Consider the following 17,763-nt stretch of genomic DNA (forward strand, 5'->3'; position numbering starts at 1 on the left):
AAGTTCGTTCAAATTTGCTTGTAAAGGAAGGAAAATAGAATGGTTGGGAAGAAAGTGTATATCTATTGAAAGCGGTTTAAAAACAATGAAAAAGAGGTGAATTCTGCATGACAGACTTAAGGCTCCCACTGCATCAACACCAGATTCCTGCAAGTCCTCTTGTGCTTGGATGCATGCGATTCGGAGGGGAATGGGATGGTTTGCCCATCACTGATGATCTTGTACTCGAAGGGCACCACGCTGTTGAAGCAGCTCTTGAGATAGGCATTAATCATTATGATCTGGCCGATATCTATACACGTGGCAAAGCAGAACATGTTTTTGGGCGAATACTATCAGAGCGGCAAGGATTGAGAGAACAGATCATTATTCAGTCGAAATGCGGCATACGCCTGGTGGGAGATGACGAAGGCCCACAGCGCTATGATTCTTCCGGAGCACATATTCAAGCCAGTGTTGACGGCATTCTTACACGCCTCGGGGTAGATTATTTGGACATATTGCTGCTCCATCGCCCGGACCCTCTTGCCCATCCGCAGGAGATCAGTGAGGCACTTGCGAGGCTCCATCATTCAGGAAAGGTCAGGCATTTTGGTGTGTCCAACATGGGTTCAGAACAGATTCGTCTGCTTCAGCTGAACTGTACCGTTCCTCTCATAGTGAATCAGCTTGAGATGAGTCTGGACAAAATCGGATTCGTCGAAGCAGGGGTTACCGTGAACCGTCCACAAGCCAAGGATAACGTTTTTCCTTACGGTACGATGGAATATTGTCAGGCGGAGCATATCCAGCTGCAAGCATGGGGGCCGCTGGCTCAGGGAAGATTCACAGGCAGGGTGGTTGAGGGGCAAAGACCCGAAATTGAACATACAGCCAGAGTTGTTCATCGTATAGCCGGGGAACGTGGTGTTACGGCTGAGTCTGTAGTGCTCGCCTGGTTAATGAAGCATCCCGCCGGTATTCAACCTGTCATTGGTTCAATACGACCGGAGCGTATTCGTGCCTGCCGTGATGCAACCCGGATTGAATTGACAAGATATGAGTGGTATGAGCTCTATTCCGCATCCTGTGGACGAAGAATGTAAGCAGGAAACATGCGAATGGTAGAATGTAGAACCATTTTTTTCGATAAATAGTAGTGAGAAGGATGAAACGCAGGCTGACAGTCTGTGTTTCTTTGCGTTGTTCGCATTCTTTGGTTAAACCATCATATTGTTAATGTAATGATATTAGTAGTTCATAGGACCTTTTATGCAAAAGCCTTGAAAGAATCTGAGTTGGAGGGAACATGATGCCGATACAACGGAATTAATGACTGGCCTCTTTGTTCATAAATGTGCTATTTCCATGTCCATCGACTTAGTACAGAGTTCGGATAAGAGGGACGTTTCAACCATTTTTCTCGGTTTCTAGGGTAGTTGAGAGACCTCTGTGATAAAATAATAGGAATAAGAACATACGATCTGTTTTGTGAGAGGGGATACTGTTGACGATGGAAATGCTTAAACCACCTGCCGAGACACTATACGAGGCTGAGTTACGCGCACTTCGGGAGGAAGATACGGGAAAGCGGCCTCCCAATTGGCTACTGTCCCCGGCATACGTGCGGGATTTCATCATTGGCAGGGACAAGCCTGCAATTCTGGATGGGGAGGCCATTGCGATCACGCGTAAATTTTACGGCAATGACGTATTAATTGAACGCGCAGTAGTAACGCTGGCGGGCAATCGTGGGTTAATGCTGGTGGGAGAACCAGGAACGGCCAAGACGATGCTCAGTGAACTGCTTACCGCAGCAATCTCGGGAACCAGTCTCAATACCATTCAGGGGACGGCAGGTACAACGGAAGACATGATCAAATATTCGTGGAACTATGCCATGCTGCTTGATAAAGGTCCATCCGAAGCGGCGCTGGTACCCTCCCCACTGTACAGTGGCATGAAGAAAGGCATTATCACCCGTTTCGAAGAGATTACACGTTGTCCCGCCGAAGCACAGGATAGTCTGATCAGTATTTTAAGCGACAAGGTGATGAGCATTCCTGAACTGGATGGCGGTGTTCTGTTTGCCAAACCAGGATTTAACGTCATTGCGACAGCGAATATTCGTGATAAAGGTGTTAACGAGATGAGCGGTGCACTGAAACGCCGTTTCAACTTTGAAACGATCAAACCGATCAGCAGTGTAAAAATGGAAGCGAAAATTATTGAATCCCAGGCACGCAGCCTGTTATTACATAGTGATATTGACATCGAAATTAATCCGGATGTAGTTGAACTGCTTGCTACAACTTTTATGGAGCTTCGTACCGGAATGACACGCGAGGGGTACAAGCTGGATACGCCCCAAGCTTCCATGAGTACCGCCGAAGCCGTATCCGTTTACGTCCAAAGTGCAATGACCTCGTATTATTACGAAGATAAAGGGATTGCACTGGACCGGCTGGTTCAGAACATGCTCGGAACCATCGCCAAGGAAAATGACAAGGATCTGTCCATTCTCAAAACCTATTTCTCCAAGGTCGTGAAAGAGCGCTCCAGGGAAGAGGGCATCTGGAAGGATTATTATGAGGAGAAAAAATGGATCGGGTAAAACACCAATTGGAGGAGCTGGACGTTAGCCAATTACAGATCCTGTTTGAATCTCAGGTGTATAACCTGAACAACGGCATCATCTATTTTCCCATAAGGCACCACAGCCCGGTGTGTTCTTATCATTTGCTGCAGTTGATTGAAGCGTACAAGCCGGACAGCATTCTGATTGAAGGGCCTGAGAGCGGAAATCCATTCATTTCCGTATTGGCCGATAAAGCGACGCTTCCCCCGGTCAGTCTGTATTACACCTATGAGACTGAGGATGATCGGGCAGCATGCTACTATCCCATGCTGCGTTACTCTCCTGAATATGTAGCTTTGCGAGAAGCATCCCGGCTGGGCATTCCGGCTCAGTTTATTGATCTTGATTACTATCATTTCTCTATGGAAGAAAAATCAGAACAACGGGAAATATCCATCCAGGATGAAACACTGCTGGCTGGTTCGGACTTTATCGACCGTTTGTGCCAAAAAACGAACTGTCGCAGCTTCGATGAACTGTGGGAGAAAGTGTTTGAGATTGGCGGCCTGGAGAAATCAACGCAGGAGTTTGTGCAGGATGTATTCACGTATTGTACGTTATCCCGCATGTGTTATACAACGGAGCGACTAAACCGTTCTGGTGACCTTGCTAGAGAAACCCATATGCGAACTTGTATCGATAAGGCTTCCCGGAAATATGATCGTGTGCTTGTCATTACAGGTGGATTCCATACCTATGGACTGCTGGACTTGAAACTTAGCGCAAATCAGAACAAGGCTGTGCCCGATAGCATGAGTTCTTCACCGAAGGATTCGGTCCATCAACAGATGTATCCCATGGTATATACCTTTGCGGAGGCGGATCGTCTGAATGGCTATGCGAGCGGAATGCCTTATGTGAATTACTACGATATGATCTGGTCCCAACTGCTCCGCCAGAAAAATGCGGCATATAACAAGACGGCAGTTGATCTGCTGTCCCAGCTTACTCGTAAACTGCGCGAAGGTCATGAGCATGTATCAACGAGTGACGCGATAGAAGCTTACAGCATGATTCAGGGCCTGGCGACACTTCGTGGCAAAAGGGAGGGCGGTGTCTACGAGCTGATGGATGCAGCTCTCGCTTCTTTTGTCAAAGGAGAGCTAACGCTCGCTACAGAAAAACCTCTGCAGGAACTGCAGCGTCTCCTTACGGGTGATGTAATTGGGAGTGTCGCTCCCAATTCGTTCAGTATTCCGATTGTTGAAGATTTCAAAGCACGTTGTGCCGTGTCGAAGCTTCATCTTCGGACGACCGGGCAGCACAAGAAGGTGCTGGACCTGTATGCCAAACCGGAGCACCGGCAGCTTAGTCAATTGTTTCAATGCATTACTTATCTGGTGCCGGAATTTGCGAAGCGTCAATCAGGTCCGGACTGGATTGCACAGCGAGACATGAACCTGGTCCGGGAGACGTGGATCTATACCTATTCGTCCAGAATTGAAGCAAGATTAATCGAAAATTCCCTCTACGGTGGCACGATTCAGGAAGCAGCTACTCGGAAAATGGCAGAACATATGCAGCATATCCCGGATCACCATAGCGGAGAACTTGCGAAATCCATGCTCCAGGCACTGCTAATGGGGTTGCAGGATACGGCAAAGCAATTGTATGACCAGGTGCGTTCTGCGTTAAGAAAGGATGGGAATTTCCTGTCCCTGTGCGGGAGCCTTCATATTTTGGATCGAATTCATCAACACCGAAGGTTGCTTGGTTTATCGGAAGACAGCCATCTTCCCGAACTGGTTGCTGAAGCCTATAACAATGCCGTGGATAAGCTGTTGCAGCTCTCGAAAACAAATCCGGATGAGCATAAAGCGATTATTCAGGGACTGAAGCTGCTCGCGATGCTTGCTGAGTCCTCTGAGGAACGTTATCAGGATGAAACATTCAGGGCTCACCTGAATGAACTGCTGGCAGACCACAAGCTTCCGGCTCAACTCGAAGGGGTATGCCTGGCCATATCTTCGGGTCTCGGTGACCGGTCAAGGGAAGAGATTGTTAATCGCGCTCGGGGATACATCCGTGGAACGCCGGAACAAATGCGGCAGACAGCACATTATTTACAGGGCGTGTTTGCCGTGGCACGAGACGCTTTTCTATACGAAGATCAGCTGTTATCAGAATTGAATTATATGATAGAGCAGTTAGATCACGATGAATTTATCGTCATGATCCCGGAACTGCGACTTGCTTTTACTTATTTCACCCCCATGGAGACGGCACTGATTGCGGATCGGGTTGCGAGTTTGCATCAGGTGCAGGCCGAAGAGATGTCCAAGCCCGGGGTAGACGAACAAATGCTAATTCAGGCGAAAGCATGGGACGATGCCATTCGGAAGGAGTTTGAGGCATGGAAGCTGATTTGAACAGAGGCAGTACATCTCCCGATCATGTGAAAGAGACTCCGGATCCGAAACAGGCGGAAACCTTAAACCGGTGGCGATTGATCCTGGGCGAATCTGCAGAAAAAGGGTTGTCGAATACAGAGGCTTACGATGCGGATCATTTTGCTTACACCGAAATCGATGAAATTTTGGGTTATCTGTACAATCGCGAGTATGGCGAGGAACAGGGATATCGAAAAGAAGGCGGACGTGGTTCTTCGGATCTCACGGTCCCCAATTGGCTGCATAGGGTCAGGGAATTGTTTCCCAAACCAACCGTGGAATTGCTGGAAAAACAGGCATTGGACCGTTACGGTCTGACAGAGCTGTTAACAGATAAAAAGCTGCTTGAATCTCTCGAACCCAATATGAACCTGCTGAAAAACATCATGCAGTTCAAAGGGCGAATGAAGGGCGACGTACTCCGAAGTGCGAAGGAAATTGTGCGAACCGTAGTTGAAGATCTGCGCCGTAAACTGGAGTCTCAGACCAGAGCCAGTATCATGGGGAAACGCAGCAGGTACACGCCCAGTTCTGTACGATCCTTGCGCAATCTGAATTTCAAACAAACCATCACCAAGAACCTGAAGAATTATGACCGAACTAACCGCAGATTTGTGATTGATCGTTTATATTTTGATGGTAACATCCAGCCGCATAACAAATGGAACATCATCATCGCTGTGGATGAAAGTAGCAGTATGATGGACTCGGTCATTTACAGCTCGGTGATGGCTAGTATCTTCTATCGCTTAAATGCTTTGCGTACCCATCTGTTTATATTCGATACCCAGGTTGTCGATCTGAGCGACAGGTTGGAAGATCCGGTAGACGTGCTCATGAGTGTACAGCTGGGTGGAGGAACTCATATTGCCAAGGCGCTGCGTTATGGAGAAACGTTGATCGATAATCCAGGCAAAACGATCTATATCCTAGTGAGTGATCTGGAAGAGGGATATCCGATCCAGCAGATGTACAAGGCGTGCAAAGATATCATCGACGCAGGGTGCAAATTGCTTGTCCTCACAGCACTCGACTTTAATGGGGATACCGTCTACAACAAACATGCTGCACAAACGTTAACCAATATGGGAGCGCATGTAGCTGCGATTACTCCCAATGAATTGGCAAATTGGATTGGCGAGATTATGACGTAATTTGAGGATATAAAATGAGACTTAAAACTAAAGGAGGAATGCGTAATGCTTACAACAGACCGCGCGGTTGAAGCACTGGTAGAGAAGTTTGCTGAGATGTGCTCGAAGGATTACTCACTCAAAACAGATCGGAGTCAAGAAATCACTGATTATGTCCTGGGAATAACGGACAAGTTTCCTGAAATGCTGGGAAATTCGAGTCACTATGTGTACTATACGATTGATGCTCTCATGAAACTTGCCAAGAAAGACGATGGAGATGTATTTTTTCGGGCGGGGGCGATTGTCATTCATCTGGAATCCCAATATTCCAGACGCAATTCGTGGAGTACAGATGGCTTCACCGTCTGTCTCGGCAATGATTCAGAAGCTTACGGATTAAGCGGAAAGAGCAAAAGTCAGGATCGGCTGGGTGGTTTGCGGTCCCGGTTGGAGAAAATCCGTCAGTTTGCCGGAGAGAAGGAGATTGTAGAGGAACTGAAAAGCAGGCTAAGCCGTGTTCAGTTGTTTGTTGATTCCAAAAAAGGAAATGGCTACGGAAACCACCAAAGTGAAATTATTGATGCTTTGCTTCTGTTGAAACTGTATTCCCAGTTGAATGGCATTGCCACACATCCGGCACAGGTACATTTACTCAGTCAAAATCTGCATGAGTTGCTTCAACTGGTAATAGCTGATGATGCAGAACAGCTCCGTCCGATGTTACATAAGCTAATAGAGCCGTTGGTTGTTTGCACCATGCAGACCCGGTCTAATCGGTCCGTTCATGATCTGGATCCGGAATTCCTTCAACAAAAGCGGAATCGACTAATTGCAGAGCATTATCCCAATACTTCATTGAATAAAAAAGAGCAATTGTCCCAGAACGTGTTCCACCAAACCATGGTATTGCTGAGCAATTCGTTATTATATCTGATTAATATCAGCGGGGGCAAAGAGCGGTTTCTTGAAAACAAAGGCGACACGGGTCATGCGCTACTGGAAGCAATAACGCAATTGCATGAGATCTATCCTTTTGAAATGCGCATGTACCTGCTGAGTATGGATTCCAGAACCAAGAATGCCGATGCGCTGCTTGCTGGTCTGCTTCCTCTCGAAGAACCTTACCAGTTGATCGAGCTAATGCTGAGCGAGCTCAACATGTATTCCATATCCTGGCATTCTCTACAGTCGGCGATTACGAGTGAGCCCGATCAATCCAGACGAGCATACCAGATTCTCAAAACCCCATATCTCAAGCTGATTATACAAAAGATATTGGAGGATCAGGGTCTAGAACTGCCTAACGCTGACGGAACGGTTGAACAAGCTGTCTTTGCCGTACTGCGGGAGCCTTTGGATGGAGGTCGCAGCGGTCTTGCGATCGCACGGTATCTGGAAGGCAAAACTCCGTTTGAGGAGTACTGGAAGGATCCAAACAGCCGTGGTCTGTTTAATAACCTGAATCGTGACAAAAAGCGCATTCAGAGCCTGGTTGCCATTAGTTTCCTGCCTGTGGATTCGGAGGCGATGCGCCGGTTCGTGATTCTGGCAACACATCCGGAGTGGACGCTGGACATTGTCTCTGATATGTATCGGTCATACGCGTTTAGTGGAGAGAAGCTGCTTCAACGTTATGGACAAGATCCGGAGGTGCAGCATGAGAAATTGTTAACCAGCCTGATCTCGCTCAATGGCATGACGGATTACAGATATATATCCATGCCCCAGGAGGAGTACCGCAGGATCATCCAGCAAAATCTGGACTATGCCCTGGAACAGTATAAGAAGCTTCCAACGGACACTCGGGTGTTGATTTTGGAGATCACCTTTGAACAGCGGAGCGAACTCTCAACGAACAAGCTTGCCGAAGCGATTCGTGCCGGATTGCAGGATTCGTCCAAAAAGGCAAACGGACTCGCGTTATCCGAATTTAATCGCTTGCCAGACCCCGACTTATTTACGAACATATACCGCTCAGAGAAGAAAGCAGGCGTGAAAGAAATGGCTCTCAGCGCCATCCGCAGCTTGGAACAGAATAAGGATCTGTACCATGAGCTTCTGAAGGCTGAGAAGTCAGAGGATTGGAAGAACCTGATCCAAATTCTGCTGGATACCGCGGACCAAAGTCCTGAATATGCCCACGCAGCACTTGCTGATCAGGCGGATGCCAAAAAGCTCGCTAGGCTTGGCTGGCTATCCCTGAAGGATCTACCTTCTCTTATTCGTTTCGGGGACAATCAGCCTTTGGACGAACGAATCAAGCAATACATCCTGGTGCAATCGGTAGATCATACAGCTGCGCCGAACGAAAGGCTGAAGGAACTGCGTGAATACGTTAGCGAAGAATCGTTAGCGCGATTTGCAAGTGAACTGCTCCAGTTGTGGATCCAGGACGGTGCGCCTGCCAAAGAGAAGTGGGTGATGTATGTCTCGGCACTCTTTGGCGATATCCAGATCGTGAACATTGTAGCCCCTCAAATTAAGGAATGGACGGAAAACAGCCGGGGAGCCATTGCAGCAGACGCTGTAAAGGTACTGGCTTATCTGAAAGAGCCATCTGCGCTCATGGCCATTGACAAGATTAAACGAAGCGTGAAAAACAGGCAGGTTAAGGGCGCTGCAGAAGAAGCGCTGCAGCTAGCAGCCGACAATTTGGGACTTACCCCGGAACAGTTGGAAGATCGGCTTGTCACTACGCTCGGTTTTGACGAGTCAGGAACGATGCGGCTTAGTTACGGAGAGCGTTCCTTCCTGATTAAAGTGAATGGGGATCTGCAGGTGGTTGCCTTGAATGAAGAAACTGGTAAAACCGTGAAAAGCCTGCCTGCCCCTGCACAGAAAGACGATGCCGAACTCGCTGCACAGTCCAAGGCACGTTTCACACAGCTGAAGAAAGACCTCAAAACGATGGTCGGCATTCAGGCGGAGCGCCTGGAAGAATCACTGTCCAAGCAGCGTCTGTGGTCCGCAGATGAGTGGAAGGCGCTGTTTGTTCAAAATGTAATCATGCAGAAATTCGCTGTAGGTCTGATCTGGGGCACGTATCAAGATGGACAGCTGATCAGCACCTTCCGCTATATGGAGGATGGCACATTTAATACTGTGGATGAGGATGAATACGAACTGCCTTCTGATGCGCAGGTCGGACTTGTACACCCTCTTGAACTTGAAGCATCCATTTTGGAAGGCTGGAAAACACAGCTTGAAGATTACGAGATCAATCAGCCTTTTGAGCAGCTTGAGCGTGAAATTCATTTGCCTGAGGAAGAAGATTTTAAGCTTGAGGAATATAATCGTCTTCCTGAAGCAGAATTCTCACCAACTGCTTTCCCTAAAGCACTGGAGAAATACGGTTGGATTAAAGGGCCGGCAATGGACGGCGGCTGGTATCACGAGTTTTACAAAGAATACGATGAATTTGTTGCTGAATTGCGCTTCAGCGGTACGAGTATTTCCTATTATGAGGGAATGGATAATATTACGCTGGAAGACCTGCATTTCTTTAGACCGGATAGCAAGAAAAACTATTATTATGGCAACAACAAGAGCATTGCCTTGGGACAAATTCCAGGTCGTGTCTTCAGTGAAACGCTCTACGATATCTTGAGAGCGACAGGGCGTTGATGACGTGAATGACTTTGAACATAAATTCAGGACATTCGTGAAGCTGTGTACCGAAGATTTTCTTATACGGCATGCCAACAAGGGATTATACAAGCGGTCTTTAAAAGATATGGATAACGGTGTGAGTGTGCAATATACGTGGAATGCATCCTCTGTGAGCTGCCAGTTGAGCGATGGAACCCTGTGTACGCTGGAAGATACGCTGGATCATTGGGCGTGTTCTTGTCCGTCAGATCATGTCTGCAAACATGTTCTGATCTCCATCCTGTATTATCAGCGTGAGCATCAGACGGACGAAGATGCTGCAGGAGCTAATAAGACAGAGGTGGAAAAACTTGAAGCAGGTTCTGACGAGTCCAGTGTCAATTCCCTCGGTAGAGGAGAGGAAGCGGTATCTCCAGTTATTGACCCCCGTTTCCGCTGGATGACGGAGTATGACCTGTCCACATTAATGAAGTCGTACAGCTCTTCAATGATCGAAGAGGTTTTGTTCAGGTTGCGATACCCCGAACAGATTGAAATTTTGGAGGATTCACTCCTTACGGTACGGCTTGTAAGACAAGACATTGAGGTTTCTTTTACCGAGGAACCGAGCCTGGCCAAGGCTCTATGCAAGGTGAAACAGACCGCTGGAACCATGGCGAAGCTGGAAGCTTTACTGCGATATAGAAGACAACAAAATGTAGACGATACGGAAGCATTAAGCGGAAAGGTATATGAAGCCAAGTTTTCCATTCAAACCGTTCGCGAAAGTCGGGGCATACTTGCTGGTATGTTAAACACAGGACTCGCCAGGCTGCCTCAAACCTATATGGCTCAGCTCGAGACATTGGCTATTGCGGCTCATAGTGGCAACCTTCCTGACGTTGAGCGCAGTTTACGAGGAATTCAGGGTGAACTGCAGCTGTTTTTTAACCGGCATATCCGTTTCTCCATGCAGTCCATGCTAGATCGGATCACCAAACTGTATCTCGCGCTGGAGGTGTTGGAGCAGAAGAATGTATCTGCGTTTAAACAGAGTCAGCTCATAGGCAGTTTTCGCAGTAAATACTTCACGGTTCCGCAGCTGCACTTGTACGGTCTGGGGGCGGACGCTTGGGAGACTCGGTCCGGTTACCGCGGAATAACGTATTATTTCTACTGCCTCGATGACCAGGAGATGTATACGTATAGTGATGTCCGAGCCGTTTATTATGACGATCAATCGTTCTCCTACTCAGAGCACTATGGAGCATATACTCCCTGGTTATCCAACGTAACCTTCCGTCAATTCGCTGGGGAAGAGCTGCAATTTCACACGGTAAAAGTGAATGAAGACCGCAGGCTATCCTCCGGAGAAGGCGCGAAACTAGAACTAATGACGCGAACAAAAGTGGAAGATGTGAACCTGGGCAAATACCTACAGGATGTATCTTCTGTACTCCTTGAGGATTCCCGGGTATTTGATCTCTTCACACCACCGAAGGAGCGTCTTGCGATCCTTCGGGTGGCCCGAATCGTAGATCACAGCTTTGATAAACAAACCCAGAATCTTATTCTGACGGTTGAAAGTGAAGACGGAGAGCTGCTTCCCCTGACGTTCCCTTATTCAATGGACTGGCAAACGATGTTTCAGCGTCTGGAGTCAGGATATGGAGCCACATCACTCGAACACTTTTATGCTTTTGTTCGAATTGAACAGAGCAAGTTTTATCCGATCAGTTTCCTGAAGGGTCAACAGGTAATCAGCCTGAAAATGGATTTGGGTTACGGAAGGACGGGGAGACTTGGAAGACTATAGTCAGTTCATACAGCAGGTAGGCAGTTGGGCAGAAGAACTGCTGCTGCGGGGAATATCCCAATTTACACTGAGGGATGTGGAAGTACTGGAACAGTTCCTCGAGGAGACCAAGCGGTTCCAACTAACGTTTCTTCAGGAAGTGGTTGAGCCAATGATTATGGAAGGACGTCATCTGGCTCTCGGAAACGGTGATGAAGAGCTCTTGCTGCGATATTATTGCCGGTTAACTCAATATGTGCAACTAAGTGTTCAGGAAACATCTTGAAGCGCACTGAAAGATTTGTAGAAGCGTATGCCTCTGCAAATCTTTTTTTGTGGATTGTGAGTAAATTGGAATTTTAAATCGAATTTAAGTAGGAGTGCTATTTTAAGCTAATGAGAGGAGGAATGAACATCGATGAGTGAGGAACAGATCAGGGAAGCAGTCGCAAGGCGCGATCCTGGTGCCATGACGTGGATTATGGATCATTACGCGGGTTTACTGTGGAAGATCATTTATTCCATATTACATAAGGCATCGACAGAAGATATAGAAGAATGCGTGGCAGACACCTTTTTTTCTTTTTGGCAAAATCCACTAGCATTCCAGCCTGAACGTAGTAGTCTAAAAAATTATCTTGCAACCATCGCTAAGCACAAGGCGATTGATCGATATCGAAAATTGAACCGAAGGAGTGAACTTCTGTACGAAGAAAGCATCCATGTTGTTGAAACAGAAGATACACTCTCTCAAATCATCAGCCGAGAAGAACAGAATGATTTACAGCAAGCCATTGAAGCGTTCCCTGAACCGGATCGAGAGATTATGAAACGCCGGTTTTACGATGGGCAAAAGCCTAATGAAATCTCAGAAGCATTATCCCTACAAGTTAGACAGGTCCACAATAAAATTTACCGTTCTAAAAAGCACCTGCGAGATTGGTGGATGAAAAGAAAATAAAGGTGGTGATTTACATTTCACGTTCAAAGGATCATTTAACTGAACAAAATCTAATGAATATCAAGAATATATTTTATGAGAAGGCTGGGCTTCAAGTAGATGCTCAAAGTCAAATGAAAAATTCGAAAACATCCTCGAATAGTAAAATGAGACATAAGATCATCTATATTTCTGCTGCGTCCGTTTTATCCTTAACGGTTGTTACTGGTGCAGCAGCAGCCTTAGGGGTTATTGATCTGTCATCCGTTCTCCGCTTTCTGAGTGCGGATCGTATTAATATCCTTCAACCAGTAAACAAGCTAAGTGAAGATCAAGGCATACGGATGCAGACACTTGGTGCAGTGAGAGATGGAAATACTGCGGAAATATATGTTTCTTTCACGGATCTTACGGAAGATCGAATTGATGCCACACTTGATATATATAGCTATCATGTATCTGGTGGTCAGGCAAATAACGCTCAGATCGTATATTATGATGCCGAAGAAAAAACAGCGGTTGTACGATTTCTGATACAAGGAAAAAAACTGAAGAGCCGGATGACGTTGAGTGTAAGTTCATTTTTGTCTGGTGCATCCAAAGATGAGAATTATGATGTACAACTTAATCTTTCCAGTCTTTTAAGTACGCATCAACAGAATGACTACGTTACCCTGAATCAAATGAAAGACGATATCAGTGGGTGGAGTGGAGAATCCTCAAAGATATTTAATGAAGAGGGCTCAATTCATGTACTGCAACGTGACAAAACTCATATTCCTTTGGAGGGAATGGATTGGTTATATATCTCCAATATAGGTTTCGTGGATGGAAAACTGCATATTCAGGTGAATCCCAACATTGAAATGGGCAGTTACAATTATGGTCATTTTTTCTTTACCGATAAGCAAGGTACTCCACAAAATATTCCAATGAATACGATTTATTATGGTTCTTTTATGAAAGACGGTATCGGTTACGGTGGAGACTATATAGAGTATATCTTCGATATATCCGATATCAGTCAACTCGAAAATCTTCAGCTTAAAGGGAAGTTTACTACCTATGATCAGATAATTAAGGGGCAGTGGGAAACAAGTTTTAATTTGAAAGAAGAGGCTTTAAGCAAAACGGGGGATGCTACGGTCCATCTTGATAAAGATACAGATGTCAAAGTAACCGTTTCTTCCGTAGGTGTAACACTGAAGGGTATGGATATGAATCGAATTCCCCTCGAGGATCTTCGTCTGGAGATCTATTTAAATGATGGTACACAGATTACACCAAAAGGAGGGTTTGTGAGGATTGAGGATACTATAACGAAATGGATATCGACCCAGACCATTCCGATACAAGAGGTTAACCACATTATGTTTAACGGTCAGAAAGTAATACTACGCGATAAGATCTCTTAATGAGATGTTAGCAGTTTTATTCGTTCAGATGTCATATCCCGGGTTATGATGCATACCATTAGGCGAATGCGGTCATAAGGGAGGAAACAGATATGTCCATGAGCGAGCCGCTGTTAACTCAAATTGTAAAACAACAACTTCCGGCTGGCGCTGCTGTTGTTACTATACTTAAACCTGTCGAACATCCAGCTATTTATGCAGCAGATCTGACCGGAGACGGGATGCCGGAGATTGCTGCGGTATATAAACTGGATGGAGAATTGACATTGTTCATTTTGAAATTTGTGCAAGGTCAGTGGACGAAGATGTCCGTCACCAAAGGCATGGGATACAATGTAACCTTGCTCACAGCTGCACCTGTGACATCTACTGCAAGAAACAATCTTATCGTTGGCTGGCAGCTCGGTTCAATCTGGTCCAAACTTGCTGTATATGAATGGACGGAGTCAGGGTTAACTGATGTGGCACCAGAAGATCTCTATTTCAGTCATGCCGAGATTATTGATATGCCAGGTCAGCACGGAAGAGATGGAAAAGTAGAGATTGCCCTCTGGACACATGATACAGGGGAGGCTTACCGGGTAGACATCATCCGGTGGCAAAATGGGAAATGGGTACCCGCCACGGATGTGTACATGTATTACTTTCCCAAGGTCGTCCATTACTATGAACAACTAACCCAACAATATCAGGATTACACCTTTTACTGGTACTACCTTGCCGATGCCCAGTACCGAGCCGGTTTATTGCCTGCTGCACTGATGTCGGTTCAGAAAGCGCTAAGCTTCCATGAACCGTATCCATCGCGTGAAGTGCTGTTTGAGCTGGAGAAACGGATTAAACAGGGCATGGGAGGCAGTCATGTCCGTGAAACGACGTGGTTATTCCCCATATCGGTAAGAACCGTTAGTGGAACCAAGTGGGGGTATATGGACGCAGAAGGTCGTATCCGACTAGAACCTGTGCTTGATGATGCACGTGATTTTCAGCCAAATGGTCTGGCAGTCGTTGTTAAGGACGGAAATGCAGGCGTTATTAATCTGAATGGGCAGTATGTGGTTCAGCCTGTATACGAATCCATTAATGCGTTCGCAGAAGAACGGGCAATCGTCATAGATTCTCAAGGATTCAAAATGATCAATGAACAAGGTCATGTGCTAACCAAACGGGCGTATCCGTTTATTGCGGATCTGAAGGAGGGGCGTGCGCTTTTCTATGATACTTCCGGAGGTCAGACAGGCGGGGATGTCAGTCGTTACGGCTACCTGGACGCTGCTGGCAATGAGGTGATCCGGGCACAATTCGTATCAGCCTACGATTTCAGTAACGGAAAAGCCGTTGTTCAGATCAAAGACAATGAATTTGCACTCATTGATCGTAATGGGCAGAGACTGGCGACATATCCTTACGTGTATGTGGGTCCTCTCGGAGATGGTTTACTGGCATTTCAGAGGGAAACCTCGGGAAAATACGGGTACCTGGAGGAACGTGGTCAGGTCCACATTGAACCGAAATTTACTTCAGCCTTTCCTTTTAGCGGCGATCACGCCATTGTGAACACAGCGGAGGGTTACAAGTCGCTCTATGGTGTAATCAATTCGCAGGGAGCATTTGTCATACAACCCGACTACAATGACATTCGAGATCTGGGAGAGCAGCGATTTGCGCTGGGGCAAGCGATCGACCCGGAACAGCCTTACGTAGGCTCTCTGTATGCCATTGCAGATGTCACCGGCAGGAGACTTACGGAATTCCTATATCGTGATGTCAGCAATTATCGAGGAGGCTTAGCTTCTGCATCAGATGGAAGACAGACGGTTCTTTTGGATCTAAGCGGGCGACCTGCACCAGGTTTTCCTCGTGTGGAAGGGTCAGGTACACTCGAAGTTGTGGCACCGGATTTAATCAAGGCGAATGTAGATCAGCGCTTATCCTATGTCAATCGTGCCGGGCAGATCATTTGGCGGCAAAATACGATCGTTCCGCTTCATCCGCCTTACCGTGTACGTGAAGAGAAGTATAAACCGAATCCCGATTACCTCGTCTACTACCCGCAGGTGGAAGGATTAGCCGATCAAGCCGCACAACTAGCACTTAATCTGAAATTGAGGACCTTGTCTCAGGTCAAAGCGATACCTGCCGACCAGAAGCTGGACTATAGCTATACAGGTGATTTTGAACTTACGTTCTACCAGCAACAGCTGCTGCAGCTGCAGCTCACGGGGTATAACTATCCTTTCGGAGCTGCACATGGCATGCCAACGATGATCTATGCCATTATTAACCTCACTACTGGACAGATGTATGAACTGAAGGACTTATTTAAACCCAATAGTGACTATGTGAAAGTGTTGAGCCAGATTGTGGGGGATCAGATCAAAAATGATCCGCAGTATTCTTATGTATTTCCGGATACCTATGAAGGGATTAGTCCGAATCAGCCCTTTTTTGTCACGGCAGACGCGCTGCATCTATATTTCAATCCTTATGATATTGCTCCTTATGCGGCGGGATTTCCAACGTTTACGATTCCTTTTACTCAGATCAGAGATATCATTAATACCGAGGGCTCGTTTTGGAGAGCGTTTCACGAGCAATCGTAAACCAATCCATTACCTCCGTAACCTAATGCCTACGAATGGTGTTTAGATATGGGAGGGGATTTAGATTGTTTGTGTCCGATTTCACGGCTTCTGCGTAAATATGTCCCTAGATCTTTGCCAGGGTGCTTCTATATAGTGTCGGTTGCGGTTTACTAGGGTCGTGGGTATTTGATCAGATGTTTAGAGACCACATCGTTGCGACATATCATCTGAACAGAACGATATCCATGGGCTATTTGCTCTTGCGGGAGTGATTTACGCCATAGTAGAACAGAGGGTTTTGCAAAGGTATAAGGTGAGCTGAAAAATCATCGAAATTAGTAAAGAAAGTTTGGAGGAAACATTTTGTACAAAGCAGGTTTTTGGATAAGGCTCGGTGCCAGTATTTTGGATGGTATTATCATTGCATTGCCTTTAATGATTATTGCAGGACTCATTACAGGAAACTTTGATAGTGATGAACCGATCGCCAAAATATTAAGTGCATTGTATTCCATTTTATTGCCAGCATTCTGGTACGGTAGAACCATTGGAAAACGCATCTGCGGAATTCGAATTCGAAAATACGATACACATGAGCCTCCTGGAATTGGAACCATGCTTATGCGAGTAATTGTTGCAGGACTTGTATATGGAATCACATTGGGCATTGGTTTCATCGTAAGTGTGTTCATGGTGGCGATACGTGAAGACAAACGTGCAATACATGATTTTATCGCAGGTACCGAAGTCGTCTGGGACTAAACATGAAAATTCGAGCGAGATCAGGCGCAATATATTCTTTATCATCGGATCCAATCATATCCCTTGTCACAGACCATGGCGGTATTTATGGTCTGTTTTTTTGTGATTTCAGCAGTATAATCACAAACCCGCGTTGTGCTTCTTACGTCCGGAGAACTGCCGGATATGATTGAATACGAGTGGAGCAATTATCCCGGTGGGCCGGAGAAAGAGATCAAAGCCGGATATATTTTGCGATTTAAACGATGTTATTGATCAATACGCACCTCATCTGAAGTAGTACCTGAACGTGCATCCGGACATTGATATGCAGATTCGCACAGCGAGTGGAAGTTATTACGCGTTTCCCTTTATTCAGGGAGATGATAAGCTGCGAACCTATCAAGAGCCGATTATCCGAAAAGACTGGCTGGATGAGCCTGGACTCGATGTAGGGACTACGATCGACGAACGGCATACGGTGCTTCAGGCATTTAAGGATAAGAAGGGAGCCGGGCAGGGATCGGCACGTGGCGCAGGTAAGCATTCATTTAAT

General features: G+C 46.3%; 11 protein-coding genes and 1 pseudogene. All 12 read left to right on the forward strand.

Annotation, left to right across the window (positions count from 1 at the left end; all coding sequences use genetic code 11):
• The first annotated feature begins 107 nt into the window (after positions 1–107).
• On the forward strand, positions 108–1,085 hold the full coding sequence (locus AAIH57_RS04990; protein WP_430020761.1) for an aldo/keto reductase: 978 nt from the start codon (positions 108–110) through the stop codon (positions 1,083–1,085).
• 407 nt (positions 1,086–1,492) lie between these two features.
• Positions 1,493–2,593 (forward strand): ATP-binding protein, encoded by a 1,101-nt coding sequence (locus AAIH57_RS04995; protein WP_175398544.1) that lies wholly within the window; start codon positions 1,493–1,495, stop codon positions 2,591–2,593.
• Positions 2,581–4,986: a DUF5682 family protein gene (locus tag AAIH57_RS05000; protein ID WP_430020762.1), complete on the forward strand. Its 2,406-nt coding sequence runs from the start codon at positions 2,581–2,583 to the stop codon at positions 4,984–4,986. The genes AAIH57_RS04995 and AAIH57_RS05000 overlap by 13 nt, the downstream gene beginning before the upstream one ends.
• Entirely contained in the window at positions 4,971–6,161 is a 1,191-nt protein-coding gene (locus tag AAIH57_RS05005) for a VWA domain-containing protein (protein ID WP_430020763.1), read from the forward strand. Before AAIH57_RS05000 ends, AAIH57_RS05005 begins: the two co-directional genes overlap by 16 nt.
• A 45-nt stretch (positions 6,162–6,206) precedes the next feature.
• Positions 6,207–9,767, forward strand: coding sequence for a DUF4132 domain-containing protein (locus AAIH57_RS05010; protein ID WP_430020764.1), 3,561 nt, complete (start codon positions 6,207–6,209; stop codon positions 9,765–9,767).
• A 4-nt stretch (positions 9,768–9,771) separates the two neighbouring features.
• Entirely contained in the window at positions 9,772–11,547 is a 1,776-nt protein-coding gene (locus tag AAIH57_RS05015; RefSeq protein ID WP_430020765.1) for a hypothetical protein, read from the forward strand.
• Positions 11,534–11,812, forward strand: coding sequence for a hypothetical protein (locus AAIH57_RS05020; protein ID WP_175398548.1), 279 nt, complete (start codon positions 11,534–11,536; stop codon positions 11,810–11,812). The genes AAIH57_RS05015 and AAIH57_RS05020 overlap by 14 nt, the downstream gene beginning before the upstream one ends.
• A gap of 132 nt (positions 11,813–11,944) precedes the next feature.
• Positions 11,945–12,487 carry a sigma-70 family RNA polymerase sigma factor gene (locus tag AAIH57_RS05025; RefSeq protein ID WP_175398549.1) on the forward strand — a complete coding sequence of 181 codons (543 nt, stop codon included), beginning with the start codon at positions 11,945–11,947 and terminating at the stop codon, positions 12,485–12,487.
• Positions 12,466–13,881: a hypothetical protein gene (locus tag AAIH57_RS05030; protein ID WP_430020766.1), complete on the forward strand. Its 1,416-nt coding sequence runs from the start codon at positions 12,466–12,468 to the stop codon at positions 13,879–13,881. Before AAIH57_RS05025 ends, AAIH57_RS05030 begins: the two co-directional genes overlap by 22 nt.
• Before the next feature lie 92 nt (positions 13,882–13,973).
• Positions 13,974–16,484 (forward strand): WG repeat-containing protein, encoded by a 2,511-nt coding sequence (locus AAIH57_RS05035; protein ID WP_430020767.1) that lies wholly within the window; start codon positions 13,974–13,976, stop codon positions 16,482–16,484.
• Between the two features lie 345 nt (positions 16,485–16,829).
• On the forward strand, positions 16,830–17,228 hold the full coding sequence (locus tag AAIH57_RS05040; protein ID WP_175398552.1) for an RDD family protein: 399 nt from the start codon (positions 16,830–16,832) through the stop codon (positions 17,226–17,228).
• A gap of 135 nt (positions 17,229–17,363) precedes the next feature.
• Positions 17,364–17,721, forward strand: a pseudogene (locus AAIH57_RS05045) (extracellular solute-binding protein); the annotation flags it as partial.
• Between the last annotated feature and the right edge of the window lie 42 nt (positions 17,722–17,763).

This window comes from Paenibacillus sp. MABNR03 (assembly GCF_050455445.1).
Classification (GTDB): Bacteria; Bacillota; Bacilli; order Paenibacillales; family Paenibacillaceae; genus Paenibacillus; species Paenibacillus xylanilyticus.